The organism is Nocardia sp. NPDC087230 (assembly GCF_044744725.1).
Lineage (GTDB): Bacteria > Actinomycetota > Actinomycetes > Mycobacteriales > Mycobacteriaceae > Nocardia > Nocardia canadensis.
In genome coordinates this window covers 325,839-345,123 of record NZ_JBIUYV010000003.1, presented here as the reverse complement: position 1 = coordinate 345,123, position 19,285 = coordinate 325,839, and the positions used below count along the sequence as shown (strand labels likewise).

20 protein-coding genes are annotated in these 19,285 nt (G+C 71.0%); 8 read left to right on the top strand and 12 right to left on the bottom strand.

All coding sequences use genetic code 11. The annotated features are described in order from the left end of the window. Window positions 1–67: 67 nt before the first annotated feature. The 3 genes from ACIO52_RS13685 to ACIO52_RS13675 are packed head-to-tail and all read right to left on the bottom strand — an operon-like array spanning window position 68 to window position 2,287. Window positions 68–856: a MerR family transcriptional regulator gene (locus tag ACIO52_RS13685; RefSeq protein WP_402643959.1), complete on the bottom strand. Its 789-nt coding sequence runs from the start codon at window positions 854–856 to the stop codon at window positions 68–70. 29 nt (window positions 857–885) lie between these two features. Next, window positions 886–1,392, bottom strand: a complete 507-nt coding sequence (locus ACIO52_RS13680; RefSeq protein WP_402643956.1) for a VOC family protein — start codon at window positions 1,390–1,392, stop codon at window positions 886–888. Between the two features lie 43 nt (window positions 1,393–1,435). Then, on the bottom strand, window positions 1,436–2,287 hold the full coding sequence (locus ACIO52_RS13675) for an SAM-dependent methyltransferase (RefSeq protein WP_316575323.1): 852 nt from the start codon (window positions 2,285–2,287) through the stop codon (window positions 1,436–1,438). A 100-nt stretch (window positions 2,288–2,387) separates the two neighbouring features. Between ACIO52_RS13675 and ACIO52_RS13670 the strand changes: the two genes are divergently transcribed. After that, entirely contained in the window at window positions 2,388–2,945 is a 558-nt protein-coding gene (locus tag ACIO52_RS13670) for a helix-turn-helix domain-containing protein (RefSeq protein ID WP_316575324.1), read from the top strand. Between the two features lie 7 nt (window positions 2,946–2,952). Here ACIO52_RS13670 and ACIO52_RS13665 read toward each other — a convergent pair whose 3' ends face one another. Further along, window positions 2,953–3,864 (bottom strand): EamA family transporter, encoded by a 912-nt coding sequence (locus ACIO52_RS13665; RefSeq protein WP_402643952.1) that lies wholly within the window; start codon window positions 3,862–3,864, stop codon window positions 2,953–2,955. 127 nt (window positions 3,865–3,991) lie between these two features. On the opposite strand from ACIO52_RS13665, the gene ACIO52_RS13660 reads away from it, so the two are divergent. Beyond that, on the top strand, window positions 3,992–4,882 hold the full coding sequence (locus tag ACIO52_RS13660) for an RNA polymerase sigma-70 factor (RefSeq protein ID WP_218721655.1): 891 nt from the start codon (window positions 3,992–3,994) through the stop codon (window positions 4,880–4,882). Between the two features lie 15 nt (window positions 4,883–4,897). Here ACIO52_RS13660 and ACIO52_RS13655 read toward each other — a convergent pair whose 3' ends face one another. Next, complete coding sequence (locus tag ACIO52_RS13655) at window positions 4,898–6,424, bottom strand: FAD-dependent monooxygenase (RefSeq protein ID WP_402644438.1); 1,527 nt, start codon at window positions 6,422–6,424, stop codon at window positions 4,898–4,900. Between the two features lie 162 nt (window positions 6,425–6,586). Beyond that, complete coding sequence (locus tag ACIO52_RS13650; RefSeq protein ID WP_218721653.1) at window positions 6,587–7,285, bottom strand: MerR family transcriptional regulator; 699 nt, start codon at window positions 7,283–7,285, stop codon at window positions 6,587–6,589. A 112-nt stretch (window positions 7,286–7,397) separates the two neighbouring features. On the opposite strand from ACIO52_RS13650, the gene ACIO52_RS13645 reads away from it, so the two are divergent. Both ACIO52_RS13645 and ACIO52_RS13640 read left to right on the top strand, forming a co-directional pair. Then, window positions 7,398–8,621: an erythromycin esterase family protein gene (locus tag ACIO52_RS13645; protein ID WP_402643947.1), complete on the top strand. Its 1,224-nt coding sequence runs from the start codon at window positions 7,398–7,400 to the stop codon at window positions 8,619–8,621. 36 nt (window positions 8,622–8,657) lie between these two features. After that, entirely contained in the window at window positions 8,658–9,281 is a 624-nt protein-coding gene (locus tag ACIO52_RS13640; protein WP_402643944.1) for an alpha-ketoglutarate-dependent dioxygenase AlkB, read from the top strand. A 37-nt stretch (window positions 9,282–9,318) separates the two neighbouring features. Here the strand turns inward: ACIO52_RS13640 and ACIO52_RS13635 are convergent, their stop codons facing one another. Next, window positions 9,319–9,894 (bottom strand): TetR/AcrR family transcriptional regulator, encoded by a 576-nt coding sequence (locus ACIO52_RS13635; protein WP_218721647.1) that lies wholly within the window; start codon window positions 9,892–9,894, stop codon window positions 9,319–9,321. A 97-nt stretch (window positions 9,895–9,991) separates the two neighbouring features. Here ACIO52_RS13635 and ACIO52_RS13630 point away from each other — a divergent pair, with 97 nt between their 5' ends. From ACIO52_RS13630 to ACIO52_RS13620, 3 genes are all read left to right on the top strand, one after another. Then, on the top strand, window positions 9,992–10,957 hold the full coding sequence (locus ACIO52_RS13630) for a zinc-binding alcohol dehydrogenase family protein (protein ID WP_402643941.1): 966 nt from the start codon (window positions 9,992–9,994) through the stop codon (window positions 10,955–10,957). Between the two features lie 152 nt (window positions 10,958–11,109). After that, window positions 11,110–12,261, top strand: a complete 1,152-nt coding sequence (locus ACIO52_RS13625; protein ID WP_402644435.1) for a serpin family protein — start codon at window positions 11,110–11,112, stop codon at window positions 12,259–12,261. 114 nt (window positions 12,262–12,375) lie between these two features. Further along, window positions 12,376–14,877, top strand: a complete 2,502-nt coding sequence (locus ACIO52_RS13620; protein WP_402643938.1) for an NERD domain-containing protein — start codon at window positions 12,376–12,378, stop codon at window positions 14,875–14,877. 139 nt (window positions 14,878–15,016) lie between these two features. Here ACIO52_RS13620 and ACIO52_RS13615 read toward each other — a convergent pair whose 3' ends face one another. From ACIO52_RS13615 to ACIO52_RS13595, 5 genes are all read right to left on the bottom strand, one after another. Then, entirely contained in the window at window positions 15,017–16,012 is a 996-nt protein-coding gene (locus ACIO52_RS13615) for a hypothetical protein (protein WP_316575329.1), read from the bottom strand. Between the two features lie 81 nt (window positions 16,013–16,093). Beyond that, entirely contained in the window at window positions 16,094–16,360 is a 267-nt protein-coding gene (locus tag ACIO52_RS13610; protein ID WP_308248675.1) for a YciI family protein, read from the bottom strand. Then, entirely contained in the window at window positions 16,357–16,872 is a 516-nt protein-coding gene (nusB, locus tag ACIO52_RS13605) for a transcription antitermination factor NusB (RefSeq protein ID WP_218721639.1), read from the bottom strand. The genes ACIO52_RS13610 and nusB overlap by 4 nt, the downstream gene beginning before the upstream one ends. A 2-nt stretch (window positions 16,873–16,874) precedes the next feature. Then, the gene (gene efp / locus ACIO52_RS13600; RefSeq protein WP_218721637.1) at window positions 16,875–17,438 is read right to left on the bottom strand and encodes an elongation factor P; all 564 of its coding nucleotides are present in this window, start codon (window positions 17,436–17,438) and stop codon (window positions 16,875–16,877) included. 48 nt (window positions 17,439–17,486) lie between these two features. Beyond that, on the bottom strand, window positions 17,487–18,608 hold the full coding sequence (locus tag ACIO52_RS13595) for an aminopeptidase P family protein (protein WP_316575330.1): 1,122 nt from the start codon (window positions 18,606–18,608) through the stop codon (window positions 17,487–17,489). 175 nt (window positions 18,609–18,783) lie between these two features. Here ACIO52_RS13595 and ACIO52_RS13590 point away from each other — a divergent pair, with 175 nt between their 5' ends. Beyond that, a complete protein-coding gene (locus ACIO52_RS13590) occupies window positions 18,784–19,257 on the top strand; it encodes a prepilin peptidase (RefSeq protein ID WP_402643933.1) in 474 nt (157 codons plus the stop codon). Window positions 19,258–19,285 lie beyond the last annotated feature (28 nt).

Genomic DNA, 19,285 nt, shown 5'->3' with positions numbered 1-19,285 from the left:
GATCCTGCCCGCCGCATCGTTCGGCTCGCCGCCGGATCATCACTGTGACAGCTCGTTCGGCGACGAACTAGTCCCAGGTAGCCGTCTCCGGATCGACGCCGTGCGCCCTGGCGTTGGCATCGATGACCGCGCTCAGCCAGCTGGTCAGGCCGGGCTCGATGGCGTCGTAGAAGGCCGTGTACTCCGGGTCGCCGACGTAGCGGCGACCGAGACACACGTGCATCGGGTGCGTGCAGTCGAAGTACACGGCGATCGACGCGCGATGCCGTTCGGCCAGCGAGTCGGCGCGGGCACTGCCCGGCGCGACGCCCGCGCGGAGGGCATCGGCCAAGTCGGCGTGCAGGGCGGCGGTGTCTTCGGCGATGCGCTGCCAGTCCTGCGCCGATCGGTCGGCCGCGCGTTCGGCGTACTGGGTCCACTGCGGGGTGTCGCCCCATTTCTCGCGGGCCTGCGCGACCCAGGAAGGTTGCCAGTCGCCGCCGAAGATCGCGACCTGATCCTGGGGGCTGAGCCGGATGCCCGACTCCCTGGCCTCGATCATCCGGTCCATCGCCTCGGTCGTGCGCCACAACCGCCGCATCCTGGCGTGCAGGGCGTCGCGCTGCCTGCGCAGGGTGGCCAGGGCGTCGGCGGCTGGCGCGTCCAGGAGCGCGCCGATCTCGTCCAGGGGCACGCCCAGCTCGCGATAGACGACCACGCGCTGGGCACGGACCAGGTCGGCCGCCGTGTACAGGCGATAACCGGCGGACGTGCGGTCGGACGGGTGCACCAGCCCGACCGCGTCCCAATGGTGCAGCGTGCGCGTGGTGACGCCGAGCAGTTCCGCCGCGACGCCGACGGTGAGCGGTTCGGACACGGCCTCCAGTGTGCCGTGCCCGGCGCTCGTCATCGCTCAGGCGACTCGATGCCGATCGAGCGCAGATGCGCGGCCGCCGGGCTGTCCGGGTCCCACTGCTGGGCCGCCGTCATGATGACGCGGAGGTTCTCCGGGGTACGGACCTCCACTTCGACGGAATTCCACGGCATGACCCGGGGCCCGGCCGTGCAGCCGGGCGTCACCGCCTCGCAGGCGGCGACGATGCCGTCGATCTCGGCGAGCACACAGGAGAAACTCACGGTCGTGGTCGGCGCGTCGGCCGGACGGTCCCCCGGGACCAGCAGCACGTCCTGAAATGCCCAGCGGCGCAGGTGGGTCAGCTGACCCGGCACCGTGAACAGGTCGAAGAAGCCGAGCCCACGGACCCAGAAATCGACCGACGCGGCGAGGTCCCTGGTCGGGACGGTGACGAACATCGGCATGCCGTAGATCCCGCGGAACGGTTCGGGCACCACAGCATCCGGGCCGGGAACGGGGACGGGGCTGATCTCGAAAGCGGGAAACGATGTGTTCATACCCGCATCGTCGACCCTGACGCTACGTCAGGGTCAACCACGATCAGTCGCGCACCGCGAGCACCACGCCGACCTGCGGATCACCGACCGCCACCGGGCGTCCGAGCGGTGCGACCAGGTCGTCCCAGGCGCGGAACTCGGTGCGCCAGCCGTGTTCGATCAGCCAGCGCTCCCCCGGCCGCGCGGTGTCGTCCCGTGAGCCGGGCGCCGCCGCGTCGCCGGAGACCAGGCGACGCAGCTCGGCATAGTGCGGTGCTTCGGGGTCGACCGCGAAGCGGCTCAGGCCGAAGCGACTGCCCGGCGCGGACAGACAGCTCAGCGTCTCCAGCACCCGGACGTGGTCTGCGACGGGGAGATACGGGAGCGCGCCCTCGTCGACCCAGTGCGTCGGCAGGTCGGGGCGGAAACCGCGCTCGCGCAGCAGAGTCGCCCAGTCCGCGCGCAGATCCAGCGGCAGCACCTCCCGTCGCGCCGTCGGCCGCGCGGCGACCGCGCGCAGCACGGGCTCCTTGAAGGCGAACAACTCCGGCAGATCGAGCTCGAAGACGACGACGTCGGCGGGCAGTTCCATTCGGTAGGCACGGGTGTCCAGCCCGGCGCCGAGCAGGACTAGCTGGGTCACGCCGTCGGCGACGACCTCGGCGACCCGGTCGTCGGCCAGCCGCACCCCGGCCGAACGGCCCTCGAAGAACGCCTCGGCCAGCGACTCGACCCGGGCCCACCGTGCCGCGCCTTCGTCGGTGCGGGTGAAGTCGCGGCGCGCGGCGTCCACGAAGGCCGCGGCGAGCGGGTCGCCGTAGAGCCGGTCGGGCCTGCGCGTTTCGCGGGCCCTGATCAGCGCGACGCCGAGGGCGGTCAGCGCGGCTCCGGCCGCGGGTGCGTGGGTCTTCGTCATGGTGCCCCTCCTCACAACTAACTTGACGACCGGCTAGTGATCTCGGTCACGAATCGACGGTAAGCTCCTCCTAGCCGGTCGTCAAGCAAAGGAAAGCCCCGTGGACGGACGTCGAAGCGATACCAGGGAACGCATTCGCGCGGTGGCGATGGCGTTGTTCTCCGAACGCGGGTACGAGAAGACGTCGCTGCGCGAGATCGCCGAACGCCTCGGCGTTACCAAAGCGGCGCTGTACTACCACTTCCGCACCAAGGAGGACATCGTCGTCAGTCTCTCCGACGACCTGCGGCGCGGCATCGACGACATCGTCACCTGGGCCGAGCAGGCTCCCCCCGGACCCGAACGTGCCGAACAGATCCTGCGCCGCTACAGCGACCTGCTGCACAGCCTGGGCCGCGACATGGTGCGGTTCTGGCACGAGAACCAGCCCGCCTTCCGCGATCTCGGATTCGGCGCGGGATTGCGGTACCAGTTCCGGGTGCTGGCCGATCTCATGACGGCCCCCGATCACGCGCCACTGGACGTCTATCACGCCCGCCAGGCGCTGCTGGCGATCAGCTGGAGCGTGTCGATGATGGGCGACCTCGACCTGTCCGACGACGACATGCGCACCGCCGCGACGGCTGTCGCGGTCGACATTCTCGCGAAGATCTCCTGACGGAGCGCTACAGCGGGGCGGGCGGTTCCGGGGCGGTCTGCCGGGTGGGCAGCGCGCTGACCGTCAGCGCCAGCATGACCAGGGCGATACCCGTCAGCTCGGGGACAGTCGGGCGCTGGGCCAGCGCGACCGCGCCGACCACGGCGGCGGTGGCCGGGAGCAGCGCGAGCAGCAGAGCGAAGCGGGCCCGGCCGACCGCGGTCAGGACCACCTGGTCCAGCGCGTACGGGACCGCGCTCGACAGCACGCCGACGCCGAGCCCGAACAGCCAGGTGCGGGGATCGGCGAAGACCGACGGGTCGATCGCCGATTGCGGGATCAGGACGAACGGCGCGAGCAGGGCCGCGGCGACCGCCATGCCGACGGCGAGGGAGTCCAGGCCGTCACCGGCGTCGGCCACCCGCTTGCCGACGAGGATGTAGGCGGCCCACAGCACCGCCGACGCGACCGCGAACCCCACCCCGACCGGCTCGACATCGAACTGCACCCCGGCCAGCAGCAGCACCCCGACGGTGACCAGCGCGACCGCGAGCACGTCCCTGGCCCGCCGCGAGCCGAGTGTGGCCACGGCCACCGGGCCGAGGAACTCGATGGCGACGGCGGTACCGAGCGGAATCCGCGCGATCGCCTCGTAGAACACGATGTTCATCGACACCGTCACGACACCGAACCCGGCCGCCACCGCGATCCCCCGCCGGGTCCACCGGCTGCGCCACGGTCGTCGCCAGGCCAGCAACGCCAGCCCGGCCGCGGCGGCGCGCAGCCACGCGACGGTCGCGGGTTCGGTGGTGTCGAACAGGAACACGCCCAGGGCGGCACCGAGATACTGCGAGGTCGCGCCGACGACGAACACCAGCGGCACCGACCAGCCGGGCAGGACGGTACGGGCGGGCCGCTCGGTCGTCGAGATCGCATCCATTCCCGGAGTAATCCACAGCCGGGGACGGATTTCAACGCGGAACCGGAGCGTGACCGACCCCACTGTCACACCCCGGCGGGCGGCGGCGTCTCATGGGCATGACCGGCACCGACAGACAGGACCATCCATGAGCGACGGAACCGATGCCGCCACCGCGGCTTTCGTGACGCACCGCAACCTGCTCTTCACGGTCGCCTACGAGATCCTCGGCTCGGCCGCCGACGCCGAGGACGTGCTACAGGAGACCTGGTTGCGCTGGGCCGACGTCGAGCAGGCCGAGATCCGTGATCCGCGCGCCTATCTCGTCCGCATCGCCACCCGGCAGGCACTGACCCGGCTGCGCACCCTCGGCAGGCGCAAGGAGACCTACGTCGGGCCGTGGCTGCCCGAACCACTGCTCACCGCGCCGGATGTCGCCGAGGACGTCGAGCTGGCCGACAGCGTCTCGATGGCGATGATGCTGGTGCTCGAGACGCTCGCGCCGATCGAACGGGCCGTGTTCGTCCTGCGCGAGGTGTTCGACCTGGCCTACGACGAGATCGCCGCAGCCGTGGACAAGAGCCCGGCCGCGGTGCGCCAGATCGCGCACCGGGCCAGGGCCCACGTGGCCGCGCGCAGGCCACGTGGCCCGGTGTCCTCGACGCAGAGCCGCGACGCGCTCGCGGCGTTCGCGCGGGCGGTCGAGACCGGCGACCTGCAGGGACTGCTCGACCTGCTCGCGCCCGAGGTGGTGCTGCTCGCCGACGGCGGCGGCGTGGTCAAGGCGGTCGTGCGGCCGATCGTGGGGGCCGACAAGGTCGCGCGGCTGATGGCGGGCGGCCTGCCCCGGTTCCCCGGGGTGGTGTCGACCGAGCCGACCCAGATCAACGGCGCGCCCGCCCTGCTCCTGCGGCTCGACGGCAAGCTCGACAGCATCGTCACCCTCCGGCTCGACGAGGGTGCGATCACCGGCCTCTACGTGGTGCGCAATCCCGAGAAGCTGTCGCGGATCCAGCAGGCGACCACCGTCGTCCGCTGATCCGCGACGGCCAGGTCAGGGCAGACCGACCCAGGTGTCGAGCGCGGCGCGCAGCGCGGGTGTCGCGACATCGGCGGATTCGTCGATGCCCGCGGCCCAGGCGACGTAGGCGTCGGGCCGCAGCAACAGCGCGTCGGCGGGCCGGTCCTCGGTCTCGGCCGTGACGATCACGATCCGAGGTTCGCGGGCAAGGGCGAGTTTCCGCAGGTCCGCGCGGTCGGCGAGGTCGAGGAAGACCGGCCGTGCGGCATGCAGGAGTTCGGCGACACAGGTCGTGCCCTGTTCGGTGAGCAGTGGGAGATCGGGCGCGAAGGCGCCGGCCAACGGGTGCGGATCGGTGCCGGGAACCGAGTAGCGGACGTCGCCGGCCGAGATCATGCCGGCCAGCCTGCGCAGCGCGGGCTCGTCGGCGAACAGTTCCTGGAACACCGCGCGCAGGGCGTCGGCGGCCTCGTCCTGACCGCGGCGCAGTGCGGCCTGAGCACGGGTCTGCTGCAGGGCCCGGCCCGCCGCGGCGTGGCGTTCGTCGTGGTAGGTGTCGAGCAGTCCGGCCGGGGCGGTGCCCCGCACCGTGGCGGCCAGCTTCCACGCCAAGTTGACCGAGTCGAGCATGCCGACGTTGAGCGCCGTGCCGGTGGCGGGCAGCAGGTGCGCGGCGTCACCGGCGAGCAGGACCCGGCCTGCCCGGTAGCGCTCGGCCCGCCGGGCCTGGAACTGGTAGCGCGACAACCGGACCGGCGCGCCCAGCGGCAGCTCGGCGCCCAGGACCCGCTGGGCGCTGGCACCGAGTTCGGCGAGCGTCAGCGGATCGTCGTTGTCGTATTCGGTGAGGTCGTCCTCGGTGGTCTGGAAGAACATCACCCGCTCGTCGGCCCGCACCGGACCGATCGCGAAGACCCCGCGCTCGGTCCTGGTGAAGCCGGGCCGAATCGGACCGAGGCCGGGCACATCGATCCCGCCGTCGTCGAGGACGGCGACCGAGTCCGGCAGCGCCACCACACCGAGTCGGTTGACCTCGGGAAAGGTGTTGCCGGGGAACGGGATCGCGGCCAGTTCCCGGATCCGGCTGCGCCCGCCGTCGCACCCGACCACATACTGCGCACGGACCCGGTACAGCCCGTCCGGTCCGGTGACCTCGACGGTCACAGCGTCGTCGTCCTGGTCGAGCGCGGTCACCTCGTGTCCGCGGCGGATCTCGGCGCCGAGTTCGACGGCCCGCTCGGCGAGCAGTTGTTCGACCCGCGCCTGCGGAATGCCCATCGCGTCCATCGGCCCGTCCGCCAGCGGGGTGAAGTCGACGTGCATACCGCCGAACGGGAAGATCGGCGCCGGGATCGGGCTGCCGACGGCGGCGAAGCGGTCGAGCAGACCGCGGTAGCGCAGCAGGTCCAGGATCCGGCCGCCGAGGCCACTGGCCTTGTGGGCGGTGCCCGGCTCCGCGCGCCGCTCGAGCACCATGGGGCGCACCCCGGCCAGGGACAGCTCCCCGGCGAGCATCAGTCCGGCAGGTCCGGCGCCGACAACGATCACGTCGGTCTTCATTTCACGCACGTGCGTCACTCCCATTTTCGCCGGTCCGAACGTCGAGGAGCGATTCTGCAGGACGACCGGGGTCTTGCCGCAAGCCCCCCGGTCGGCTATACCTTGGAAGGGGCGAGGAACGTCTTCGGTTCGCCCACTCCGGCTTTCGCCGATCACCACGCGCTATTGCGGCTCGTCGAGCATGCGGAGGTAGCCGTCGAGCTGGGCCGCACCGGCGAGCAGGTGCCGACTGCGCGCGGTCAGCCGGTCCTGCCAGTCCTGCAGAAACGTGCTCAGCGCGGCGGCCCCACCCGCCGCGCGCAGCGACGCGACGAATTGCGCGACCTGGGTCAGCCGATAGCCGCCGCGCCGCAGCTGGCGCGCGATCTCGGCGTCGCGCACTCCCGCCGCCTCGTAGTGGCGATAGCCCGTTGCGGGGTCGCGGTCGGGGCGCAGGATGCCCGCGGTTTCCCAGGTGCGCAAGGTCGCCGGATGCACTCCGATCCGGCGCGCGAGCTCGCCCACGCTCAGCGCTCGACCGGCGATCGGGGCGGGCGCGGTGGTCGACAGACTCCCCAGCGCGGTGGCGACCTCGGTGCGGGTGGCGCGCTCGTCGAGCAACGCGACATGCGCGCCGTCGATGAGCCGGTACGCGGATTCACGATCGCCCCGGTGGACGGCCCGCAGGATCGCGGCCGCCTGCTGATGCCCGTGTCCCCCACGCAAAGCGAGAAAGGCTCGCAGCGCCTGTGCGTTCCGGGGCGTGTAGCGGCGGTAGCCGGACGCGCCGCGGTCGGCGGGTCCGAGGATTCCCGCCTCGTCGTAGTTGCGGATCGCCTGGGCGGACAAGCCGTGTTCCCTGGCCAGATCGATCGGCCGCAAGACACCCCTCCTTTGAGGCTTTTTTCGGCTTTCACCAGTAAAAATCCGCGAAAGCTTCACTCGAACCTTCAACGATACTGTCGAAGGCATGCCCGCCGATCAAGGAGTGTTCATGCCTACCGCCACCACGCCCCGCGAACTCGCACGCGAACTCGACGACGCGGCGAGCCTGGGTCGTGCCGTCGACGATCTGCTCGCGTGCCGTGCCGAACCGCCGGTCCTGCTCGCACTCGGCGAGCCCACCCACGGGATCGCGGCATTTCCGTTGCTGCGCAACGAACTCCTGGCGCAGCTGGCCGAGCGCGGATTCCGGTCGATCGCGCTGGAGTCCGATCTGTTCGCCGCCGCGATCGTCGACGACTACATCAACGGGGCCACCACCACCGACCTCGAGACGGTGCTCGCCACCGGATTCAGCCACCGCTTCGGCGCCGTGCCCGGCAATCGCGAACTCGTCGAATGGCTGCGCAGCTACAACGCGGGCCGCCCCCCCGCGGACCGTCTGCGCTTCTACGGCTTCGACGCGCCGCTCGAGCAGACCGACGTCCCCAGCCCGCGCCCTACCCTGACCGCGGCCGGCGGGTATCTGCCCGAACCACTGCGACCGGCCGCCCTGCGCGACCTCGAGACCCTGCTGGGCGAGGACGCCGACTGGACGAACCCGGCGGCCGTGTACGACCCCGCCGCCTCGATCGGCGGTTCCGACCGCGCCCGCGCGCTGCGCGTGGTGGCCGACGACATCGTGAGCGCGCTGCGCCGCGCGGCACCGGCGCTGCGGCCCGCCGACCCGGCCGGCTACGACCTCGCCCTCGCCAACGCGCGCACGGCCCTCGGCCTGCTGCGCTACCACGCGGCCGTGGCCACACCCGGCGCCGATCGCATCGCGACCCTGCTCAGCGTGCGCGCCGAGATGATGGCCGACAACCTGCTCGCGATCGTCGCCGCGGAGCAGCACCGGGGACCGGCCCTGGTCTTCGCGCACAACGTGCACCTGCAGCGCGCCGGATCCACGCTGACCATGGGCGGCGACGACGCGCACTGGTGTGGCGCGGGCGCGCTCGTCGCGATGAGCCTCGGCGAGAGCTACGCGTTCGTAGCCACCGACGCGAACCCGAAGAGCCTCCCGGGCACCCTCCAGGGCGAGCTGGCCGCGGCCACGCACCGCCGCGCGCTGTTCCCCGCGTCCGCGCTGCGCGCCGCGCTCCCGGCCTCGATCGGCGTGGGCGAGCCGATCGTGCCCGGTCACCTGCCGTTCGAGCCCGCCGGGCTCGCGGGCGCCGACGCGATCGTGTTCGTCGCCGACACCGATGGCACGCGGCACGAATACTGGCACTGACCGAACATACGTTCGAACGCGCGCTAGACTGTCGACATGTCGCTGCCCCTGCAAGGTTCACTGTTCGACGGTGATGCGGTTGCGCTGGGTTCGATCGAGACGATCCGGCGCACCCGCCTCGACGCCACGGCCTGGGTGGATGTCCTCCCCGGCTGGCTGAGCGGCGCGAGTGTGGTGTTCGACCGGTTGGCGGAGCGGGTGCCGTGGCACGCCGAACGCAGACCCATGTACGACCGGGTCGTCGACGTGCCACGGCTCGTCTCGTTCTTCGGCGAGCACGATCCGCTCCCCGACCGAATTCTCGTCGCCGCGCGCGACGCGCTGAGCAGCCATTACGCGGCCGAACTCGGCGAACCCTTCCGCACCGCCGGATTGTGCTTCTACCGCGACGGCCGCGACAGCGTGGCCTGGCACGGCGACACGATCGGTCGCGGCGCCACCCACGACACCATGGTCGCGATCGTCTCCGTGGGCGCGCCTCGCGCACTGCTGTTGCGCCCACGCGGCGGCGGGGCCAGCGTGCGATTCACCGCCGGACACGGCGATCTGCTGGTGATGGGCGGCGCCTGCCAGCGCACCTGGGAGCACGCTGTCCCCAAGACCACGCGACCGGTCGGACCGCGCATCAGCATCCAGTTCCGCCCGCACAACGTGCGCTGACGACGCCTCCTCGGCGGCATGGACCGCGCCGCCAGGCTTACGCTGCGATCAGCACCGAACGCACCAGTTCTCGCACCCCCGCGCGCAACCGGTCGACCTCGCCCGCCCTGGCCAGTTGCTGCGCGAGTTCCCCACCGAGGGTCGACAGCAGGAGCGCGCCGACCGTCTCGGCGTCGATCTCCGGGCGTACCTCGTGCAGCAGGGTGGTGATGTGCTCGGCCCAGAACGCGTGGAATTCCGCGCTGCGAGGGTGCGGGGGCATGGCCCGGTAGGCCGCGATCAGTTCGACGTCGTCGGTGACCATGCTCGTCATCGCGTCGAAGAAGGCCAGTAGCCGGTCGGTCGCCGGGGCGCCGGGACCCAGCGGCGGCGGCCCGCTCGTCACAGCCGCCATCAACGCGATCGCCCCCTCGGCCACCAGCTCGTACAGCAGGCCGGCACGGCTGCCGAAGCGGTGGAAGATGGTCCCCTTGCCGACGCCCGCGGCGGCGGCGACCCGATCCATGGTCACCCCCGCCGCGCCGTGTTCGGCCAGCAGCGCGGCGGTGGCGTCGAGGATCGCTCGACGGTTGCGCGCGGCGTCGGCGCGTTCGGTGGGGCGTGGGCCTGTCATGACATCGCTTCCTCGGCGGCCGCCGATCCGTTGACAAGTTGACCGCCGGTCCATATCGTTCGGATATCTGGACCGGCAGTCAACTTATGGAGTTCTGATGCAGGCAATCGTAATGACCGAGACCGGCGCACCCGAGGTGCTGGTGCCCCGCGCGGTCGACGCACCGCGACCGGGCGCCGGGCAGGTCCTCGTCCGCGCCGAGGCGATCCCGGTGCTCTACCCGGAGACCCTGGTGCGAGCAGGGACGTTCCCCTTCCCCGCCCCGCTGCCCGAGGTCTTCGGTTTCCAGGCGGCGGGCACGGTCACCGAAGTCGGCGTCGGCGTGGATTCGGCACTGCTCGGCGCCAGGGTCGTCGCCGCCACCAGCGGTTTCGGCGCGTACGCCGAACTCGTGGCGGCCGAGGCGGATGCGCTGACCGTCATCCCCGACGGCCTGAGCACCGATCGCGCCGCCGCCACCCAGATGCCGGGTTCGGTCGCCTTGGCCCTGGTCGCGACCGCGGCGCTCACCCCGGGCGACACCGTCCTGGTCGAGGCAGCCGCGACCGGCGTCGGCAGCGTCCTCACCCAGCTGTGCGCGGCGGCCGGGGTCCGTGTCGTCGCCACCGCGGGCGGCACCGAGAAGGCCCGCCTCGCCCGCACCCACGGCGCCGCCGAGGTGATCGATCACACCGCCCCCGACTGGGCCGATCAGCTCCGCGCCACCCTGGCCACCGACACCGTGGATGTCGTCTTCGACTCGATCGGCGGCGACTCCGTGACACCCCTGCTCGACCTGATCACCCCGCGCACCGGCCGCATCCTCAGCTACGGCTGGCTCGCCGGCCTGCCCACCCAGCTCACCGCCGTCGACCTCATCCTGCGCGGACTCACCCTCACCGGTTGCGCGGGCGCGGCCTGGCTCGCCGAGGTCGCACGTCAGCGCGCGGCCGCCCTCGACGCCGCCGCGCGAGGACAACTGACCGTCGCGATCGACTCCGTCGTGCCGCTCACCGAGGCCGCGACGGCTCACCGCATGCTCGAGCAGCGAAGCGCCCTCGGCACGATCCTGCTGCGGCCGTAGGAAGCACGCCGGCGTCGTCGACGGACAACCCCGCGCGAATCGGCCTCCGGGGTGGCCGATAGGCAGACGGCGGCGGTCGGTGAGCCGGTCGGGGTCGTAGGATTCCGGGCATGGGGAGTCGATTGGCGTTGCCTGTTCGTTCGTCGAATGCGCTGACCGCACGATGGACTACGACCTTCGCCGACGATGATGCCCTGGTGTCGGGGGCGGGTGCGTGGCCGTTGCTCGCGGTGCTGGCGGGGGCGGCACAAGGGGCAGCTCGAGTGGAACTGACGGCGGCGGTAGGGGTTTCGGCCGAGTCGGCACACGCGGCCGGGCTGGCGCTGCTGCGGTCGCTCGATTCCTCGGCCGAGATCGCGGTGGCGACCGGCGCGTGGGTACGACCCGGGATCACCCTGCGCGACGCATGGGTCCGCAGCATGCCCGCCGGTACCGCGGGCACGCTGCTGGACCGAGCCGCCCTCGACGCCTGGGCGAGCGAACGCACAGGCGGCCTGATCGAGAAGTTCCCGGTCACCGTGGACGCCTCGACGGCCTTCGCACTGGCCACGGCCCTGGTCGCCCGGACCCGCTGGGTGCGGCCGTTCCAGCTGATCCGGTGGTCCCCGGAATCCGGGCCGCGGCAGGGACATCAGGGGCCGGGGCTGTCCCGGCGCAGCCACGCCGACGGCAGCGTCACCGTCCTCGGCGGCGACGTCACCCGGGTGATGGTCACCGGCACCGGCGATCTCGACGTCCACCTGCTGATCGGCACACAGGGGCCGCGGCAGGCACTGGCCGTCGGCCTGGCCGCGCTCGACGACGAGAATTCCGCACCGGGCACGCCCACTCCTGATACGACGGCCCCGTGCCTGACGGTGACGCGGTGCAAGACCTTCGGCGGGGACAGTGTCGACCTCCAGCTCCCGCCGTTCGAGGTCCGCAGCGCACACGACCTCACCGACCACCCCCAGCTGTTCGGGTTGGCCGCAGCGAGCAGCGTGGAGTCCGCGCGCCTGCCCGGGATCTCCGACTACCCGCTGGCCGTGAGCACGGCCGGGCAGCACGTGATGGCCCGGTTCGACGCGGCCGGGTTCGAGGCCGCCGCGATCACCGCCGTCGCGATGCGCACCGGCAGCGCACCTGTCGAACGGTGGGCGACCGTCACCGCCGTGCACATCGATCGGCCGTTCGGCTTTCTCGCCGTGCACCGGCCGACGGGAACGGCCGTTGTCGCAGGTCAGGTGACCCGCCCACCGCGGGAATGGGATTCGCCGTCCCCCGCCGACGCCACCGCCCGGCCCGCCTCCGGCGGTGCTCGGTGAGAGCGGTAATCGATATTGCCGATCCTGTTGCTCGGCAACAAGATTCGGTTTCGATGTCGCCGACGGAGGTCGTATCCTGGTAGGGGTCCGCAATCGGTTGCTCAGGGGGTCGTGGTGATCGTCGTTGTCGCGGACGAAACCGAACTCGAAGGCGCAGAAGAGATCGTCGCGGCGGCGATCCGGGAATGGGCCGCGTCCGAGGTAGGGGGCGTGGCGATCTTCCGCTGCCATGTGCCGGAAAGCCGGGGCGGATCGGTCGAGGTCGACGCCCTGGTGTGCACGCCCCAGGGCGCCACCGTGGTGGAGGTGAAGGGGTTCACCGCACGCCAGGACGGCGTGCTCGCCACCCCGCCCAACGGTCCGTGGACGGTCGACGGCGAGGAAGCCGCGCTCTATCACGCGGTGCGGGTGCCCAATCCGTTCGTCCAGGTGCGCAGGCAGGTGTTCGCCGCCAAGAATCTGCTGCAGCAGTCCGGGATCTTCGGGTGGGTGAACGCGGTGGTCGCGCTGGTCCCCCAGCCCGGCGCCCAGATCACCCTCGAGGAGGCTCGCATCGCCGATGGGTACCGGGCGGTGCTGATCGAACGCGAGGATGCCTCGTCCCTGCGCGACTATTTCCACGCCGAGACCGGGCGCACGGTCCGGCTCAGCGTCAACGATGTGCGCCGGGTGTTCGCGGCGCTGAACCTCAGCCGCCTGCTGCCCTCCCGGGTCGCCCTGGCCGACCAGGGATTTCCGGCGCGGCTCGCCCCGTCGACCACGAGCAAGCCGGCGCCCACCTCGGTCGGGCTCGGGCAGGCCGACGACGGCGCCGCAGGCGCGGGGGCAGGCGGCACGTCGCGGGCGGGTACCCGGGTGGCGCAGGCGAGCACTCCCGGATTCCTCGCGGCGATCGATCGGCTCACGCATCGGCCGTGGCCGTCGAACGGGGCGCCGGACGCGGATGCGGTGGCATCCCAGCAGGAATCCGCCGAGCAGGCGCCGAGCGTGGTCACCACGACCACCGAGGATGACCCGACGCCCGGCGAGAACTCGATCGGCGCCGCCGCGCCGTTGGCGGGGTTGGTGAGTATGACTGCCACAGCGGACGACTCGCGGGATGCGTCGTCGCCGAGCACAGCGGACTCGGCCGAGCTTTCCGAGGACACAGCGGATGAGCAGGAGCGGGCGGTGGAGTTGCCCGCGGCGGACTCTTCCGACGAAACCGGAACTCCCGTTTCCGCGCCGGACAGTGCCCCCAGCGCGGAAACCGCCCCTGCGCCAGGGTCTGCGCTGGTCGCCCGCACCGGGCCCGACAGCGCGGACCCCGACGGACAGGGTGTCGATCTGCCCGAGAGCACAGGCGACGGATCGGTCGGGGCGGTGAGCGAAGGATCGGCCGCGGAGGAAGCGAGCGTCGCGGTTTCCGGCAGTGGCGGCGCAGCCGAGGATGATCCGTCACCCGTCGAAACGGCTACCGGCGTGGCGGAGCGGAACGAATCCGTCCCCCGGACGGACTCCGCCGCAGCGTTGCCGACCAGCGAAGGTGCGGGAAATGCTGTGTCGCTGGTCAAGTCGACCGACGATCGGTTCGCCGAACCGGAGGTAGCGCAGGTCATCGAATCTCCGAGCAGCTCCCCCTCGTCGAGCAGCGCCGCGAATACCGGGATTCCGCACGAAGCCGAGCTGTCGTCGACCGACGACGAGGAGGCCTACGACGACGAACCCTGGTCCGAGGACGAGGATCCCGACGATCCGGAAGTCGCGGCACCCGGCTACGCCATCGCGGCAGGCACCGTCGCAACCGGTACCGCCGCGGCCGCGGCATGGTCGTCGTCGGCACCGCACGAGCCCGATTTCCCCCGGCACCCCGACCGGTTCGACGATTCCGAACACTGGAGCGACTGGGTCGACCAGGGGCGGACACCAGCTCGTCCGGTCGCGTCGAATCGCACGCGGGCACGGGCATCGAACCGGTCCGGCGGGCCGTCCCTGCTCGAACGCTGGCGCAATACTCCGGTGCGCGAGCGCCGCCCCCGCGAGCGACGGCGACTGCGGATCGGTCCCGGAATCGGCTTGCTGCTGTTCATCGCCCTGTTCGGGGCGGGGTTCTTCGCCATCACCGCGGTGCAGGCGAGCCGGTTCGAGATGGCGGACTACGACCGGATGTGCGGTGACCGCAAGCCGTTCCCGAACGCCGCGGAGTACCAGCGCGACGGTGCGCGCCCGATCTATCTCTCGGGTGAGCTCGCCACCATCGTCGGGGCCAGCGATTCGCCGGCGTGGAATCCCAGCGACACGTCCTCGGTCCAGCTCATCGCCTGCATGCGGCAGACCAGCCTGGGCGATCTCGTCCAGACCTGTCAGCTCCCGGCCGCGCCGGGCGCTCCCATCGGACGCACCGTCAATCTGTTCCGGGCGACCTACGAGATCACCGTCTACGAGCTGCGCACCGGACGGGAGGCAGGGCGCGCGATCATGGTCGGCGAGCGCTACTCCGCCGATCCCGCCAACACCGACCCCGATCGATGCCGCGCCGTCGCCGACGCTCCCGATGTCCTCGGCCGCAGGCTGGGCCTGCCCTCGACAGCGCAGGTCACCGGGTTCCTCGCGCCGCTGGTCCACGCCGATCGTTGAACCGGCTTGACCTCGAGCGCACTCGAGGTTGCAAGATCATTCGCGTGCCCAGCGCACACCCGACACCACGCCACCCAGCGTCGGTCGTGCCTCCGCCGGTTTCCCGTACACCCACCGGCGGAGGCCGTCGGGATCGGGCTCAAGCCACCGGCGCCGCGGGCGTGGCGTGCTGGTCGCCCTCCGCCTCCTGCGCGCGAGTGAGTTTGGCCTGCGCGCGCCGCAGATCCTCGGCGATGATCTGGAGGGCGGGCGGTGTGGTGAGGCCACGCGCGCGAATCAGGTCGCCGACCGATTCCAGCCGGCTCAGCGACGCCGCGACATACCCCTGCAGGACGGCGATGCGGTCGGCGGGCACCGACTGGATCGTCTTGCTCACCAGCGATTCCAGATCGCGTTGCGCCTTGAGGGTGTCGGAGGTGAGCACCGCGAACAGGCCCCACAGATCATCGACCGGTTCACCGGCGACCTGCGCGCGCAATGCCTCGTAGGTCTCGTTGCGCCGGGCCGAGGCCTCCATGACATCGCGCAGCGCGTCGTTGAGGTGCGACCTGGTCGCCTCCGGAATCCGGTACACCCGCGTGGTTTCGGTGGTGCCGATCCGGTCGGCGACCCGGCTGACGATGGCCAGCGCGTCGTCGAGATCGGTGAGCGCCACTCGCAACAGCGGCGCCGTCGTGTGGAAGCGGGGCTCCATCGCCTGCAGGTCGTAGAACTCGTTGATCCGCTTGCTCGCCACCGCGATATCCCGGCTGAGCAGGGCGACATTCTCGTGCAATCCCATCGCGTGCAGCCGCTGGTCGACTGCGGAGTCCAAGGCGGCCAGCACATTCGGATCGCGCGGTTCGTGGATGTGATGCACCGCGGAGGCGATGCCCGACCGGGAGAACGCCTTGGTGAAGAAGATCGTGCTGATCGACAGCGACAGGCCGAGCACGAAATCCGGCTGCACCTTGAAGATCTCGCGCACGCTGCCGCGCGCCATGATCAGGATGGCGAAGACGACCGCCAAACCGAGTGCGGCCCAGAGCAACTGCGCCCGGGTCAGGTGCCAGCTGCTCAGTGATGGTCGTTCACTCACGGTCTCCCCCAGCCCGCCGATCCGACGGCGTTCGATGCTGGTTGCATTCTCCGGCATGTCCCGATGATTCGCATCGGAAGTGGCCGGAACGGCGACAGCCGCGCATCCGGTGGGATGCGCGGCTGTCGCCGGAAGGTCTCACGCCGAGACGGCGATCTCCCATTCGTAGATCGTCAGCTCCGACGCCCCGGTGGTGTGAACCGGATCGGCGTGCGCGATAGCCGTTGCGGCGTCCAGGCTTTCGGCCAGGACGACGTATGCGCCACCGGTGCCGTCGGTGAACCGGCCGCTCTCCTGCAGCCGTCCCTCGGCGAGCAACTCCTGCAGGAACGCGCGGTGCGGTTCGACCACGGACTGATCGAACGCCGGCGTGCGCATGACCATCACGAGGTACTTGTTCGTCACGACCGATCCTCCGGCGCGGGACGCGCGGCCCTGGTGGCCGCCGCGGCGGCACGCACCTGCGGCGCGACCTGCACGACCTGGCCCAGCACACCGTTCACGAACGACGGCGAGTCGTCGGTGGACAGTTCCTTGGCCAGCTCGACGGCCTCGTCGACCGCGACCACCGGGGGAACATCGGTGGCGTGGAACAGCTCCCACACCGCGATCCGCAGGATCGCCCGGTCGACGGCGGGCAGGCGCGACAGCGTCCAGTCCTGCAGGTAGCCCTCGATGGTGCCGTCGACCCGGTCCAGGTCGTCGGCGACGCCTTCGACCAGGACCGAGGTGTAGGCGTGCACGGGAGCCACGCTCTGGTCACGGGTCGCCAGCTCGGCGCGTTCCGTGAGCAGATCGGAGACGTCGACGTCACGCGCCTCCGCCTCGAACAGCAGGTCCACGGCCCGGCGGCGCGCCTTGTGGCGTGCGCCGAGCTTCTTGAACGAGCCCTTTTTGTCTGCCGGGGAGTCCGTCACGATCAGGCGTTGACGCGGCCGAGGTAGTTGCCGTCGCGCGAGTCGATCTTCAGCTTGTCACCGGTGTTGATGAACAGCGGGACCTGAACCTCGGCGCCGGTCTCCAGGGTGGCGGGCTTGGTGCCGCCGGTGGAGCGGTCACCCTGCAGGCCGATGTCGGTGTGCTGCACGACCAGCTCGATGGTGACGGGGAGCTCCACGAACAGCGGCGCGTCCTCGTGCACGGCCACCTGCACGCCCATGTTCTCCAGCAGGAAGCGCGCACCGTCGCCGATGGTGGACTCCGGGATGGAGATCTGATCGTAGGTGTCACCGTCCATGAAGATGTAGTCGGTGCCGTCGTGGTACAGGTAGGTCATGTCGCGCCGGTCGACGGTCGCGGTCTCGACCTTGACGCCGGCGTTGAAGGTCTTGTCGACGACCTTGCCGGACACGACGTTCTTCAGCTTGGTCCGCACGAACGCGGGGCCCTTACCCGGCTTGACGTGCTGGAATTCGACGATCTGCTGGAGCTGACCGTCGATTTTCAGCACAAGGCCGTTCTTGAAGTCGCTGGTGTCCGCCACTGTCCTCGGATCTCCTCGTTCGTTTACTGCGGTCTCTGGGGACCGGCGTCACTCGACGACGGTCAGGTCCTTGCTGGTGAGGGTGAGCAGGTCCGGGCCCGCCTCGCGTACCACGAGCGTGTCCTCGATCCGGACCCCGCCGCGGCCGGGAAGGTACACACCAGGTTCGACGGTCACCGCCACGCCAGCAAGTAGTGTACCGGTACTCGTTTTCGCCACTCCGGGCGCTTCGTGGATCTGCAGCCCGACCCCGTGTCCGAGGCCGTGCACGAACTGCGCGCCGTAGCCAGCCTCCTCGATGACGACCCGAGCGGCGGCGTCGACCTCGGCGGTCCCGGCGCCCGGTTTCAGCGCCTCACGCCCGGCCCGCTGGGAGCGGGCGACCAGCTCGTAGATCTCGCGCTGCCAGTCCTCGGGGGTGCCGAGCACGAGGGTGCGGGTCATGTCGGAGTGGTAGCCGTCGACGACCGCGCCGAAATCGAGTTTGACGAAGTCGCCGGTGGCCAGCACCGCACCGGTCGGGCGGTGATGCGGAACCGCCGAGTTCACCCCGGCGGCGACGATCGTCTCGAACGAGACGGCGTCGGCGCCGTGTTCGAACATCGCCCACTCGAGGTCGCGCGCGACCTGCCGTTCGGTGCGCCCCGGCCGGATCGATCCACGCTCGAGCAGGCTCGCGAGGCCAGCGTCGGCGGCCGCGCAGGCCGCGCGCAGCTGGGCGATCTCGTACTCGTCCTTGACCATGCGCAGCTGCTCGACCAGGCCGTTGGTCGGCACCAATTGCAGTCCGGTGCGCAGTTGCTGGAACGACGTGTGCTCGGCGACGGTCACCACATGGCTCTCGAAGCCGATCCGGCCCAGCTGCCATTCACCGGCCAGCTCGATGATCCGCCGCGCGGTGGCCCGGGAGATCTCGGCGCTCAGATCGGGGACCTGCGCGGCGACCTGCGCGGAGTAGCGGCCGTCGGTGCCGATGACGGTGCGGTCCTCGGCGCCGCGCATGTCCCAGGAGTGCACCAGGAGCACGGCATTGGATCCGGTGAACCCGGTCAGGTAGCGGATATTGACCAGATCGGTGACCAGCAGCGCGTCGACGCCGTTCTCCACCAGCAGGCTCCGCAGAGCACCACGCCGTGCCGCGTGATCAGGACGCGGGGTATCAGCACACATGTGTCAACGCTACCGCTCGACGACCGACACGTCGGCACCGAACGCCGCACTTTCCCGCCATCGGCGCGTCCGCTCCCGGCGGGACTGGACACCGCGTTGTCCACATCGCGCCGAGTTGTCCACATTCGCCGATCGGGCCTCGATCGGGCGGCCGCCGCCGCGCACGATCGAACGCATGACCACTGCCGCGTTCTGCCTGCTCATCGCCTGGTGCTTGCTGCTGGGTGTCATCGATATCCATGCCCGCCGACTGCCCAACGCCCTCACCGGCGTCGGCGCGGCGGCGGTATTCCTCTACGCCTGGCACACGGGCAATCTGGCGACCGCGGTCATCGGGGCCGCGTTGCTGACGATGCCGTACCTGGTGACCCACCTGCTCTCGCCCACCGCGCTCGGCGCCGGTGACGTGAAACTGGCGGTAGGTCTCGGGGCCGCCGCCGCGCTCGCGGGACCGCCGGCGTGGGTGTGGGCGGCCATCGCCGCGCCCGCGCTCACGGCGGCGATCGCGGTGGGCGTGCTCGGTGGGCAGCGGCTGCGGGCGGCTCTGGGTCGCGGGGGCGACAGCGTGCCGTCGATACCGTCGTGGCGACCGGTGCCGCACGGTCCGGCCATGTGCCTGGCCACCGTCACCGCGATGGCGCTGGCATGAGCGCCACCGCGACGCGCCGGGCCGATCA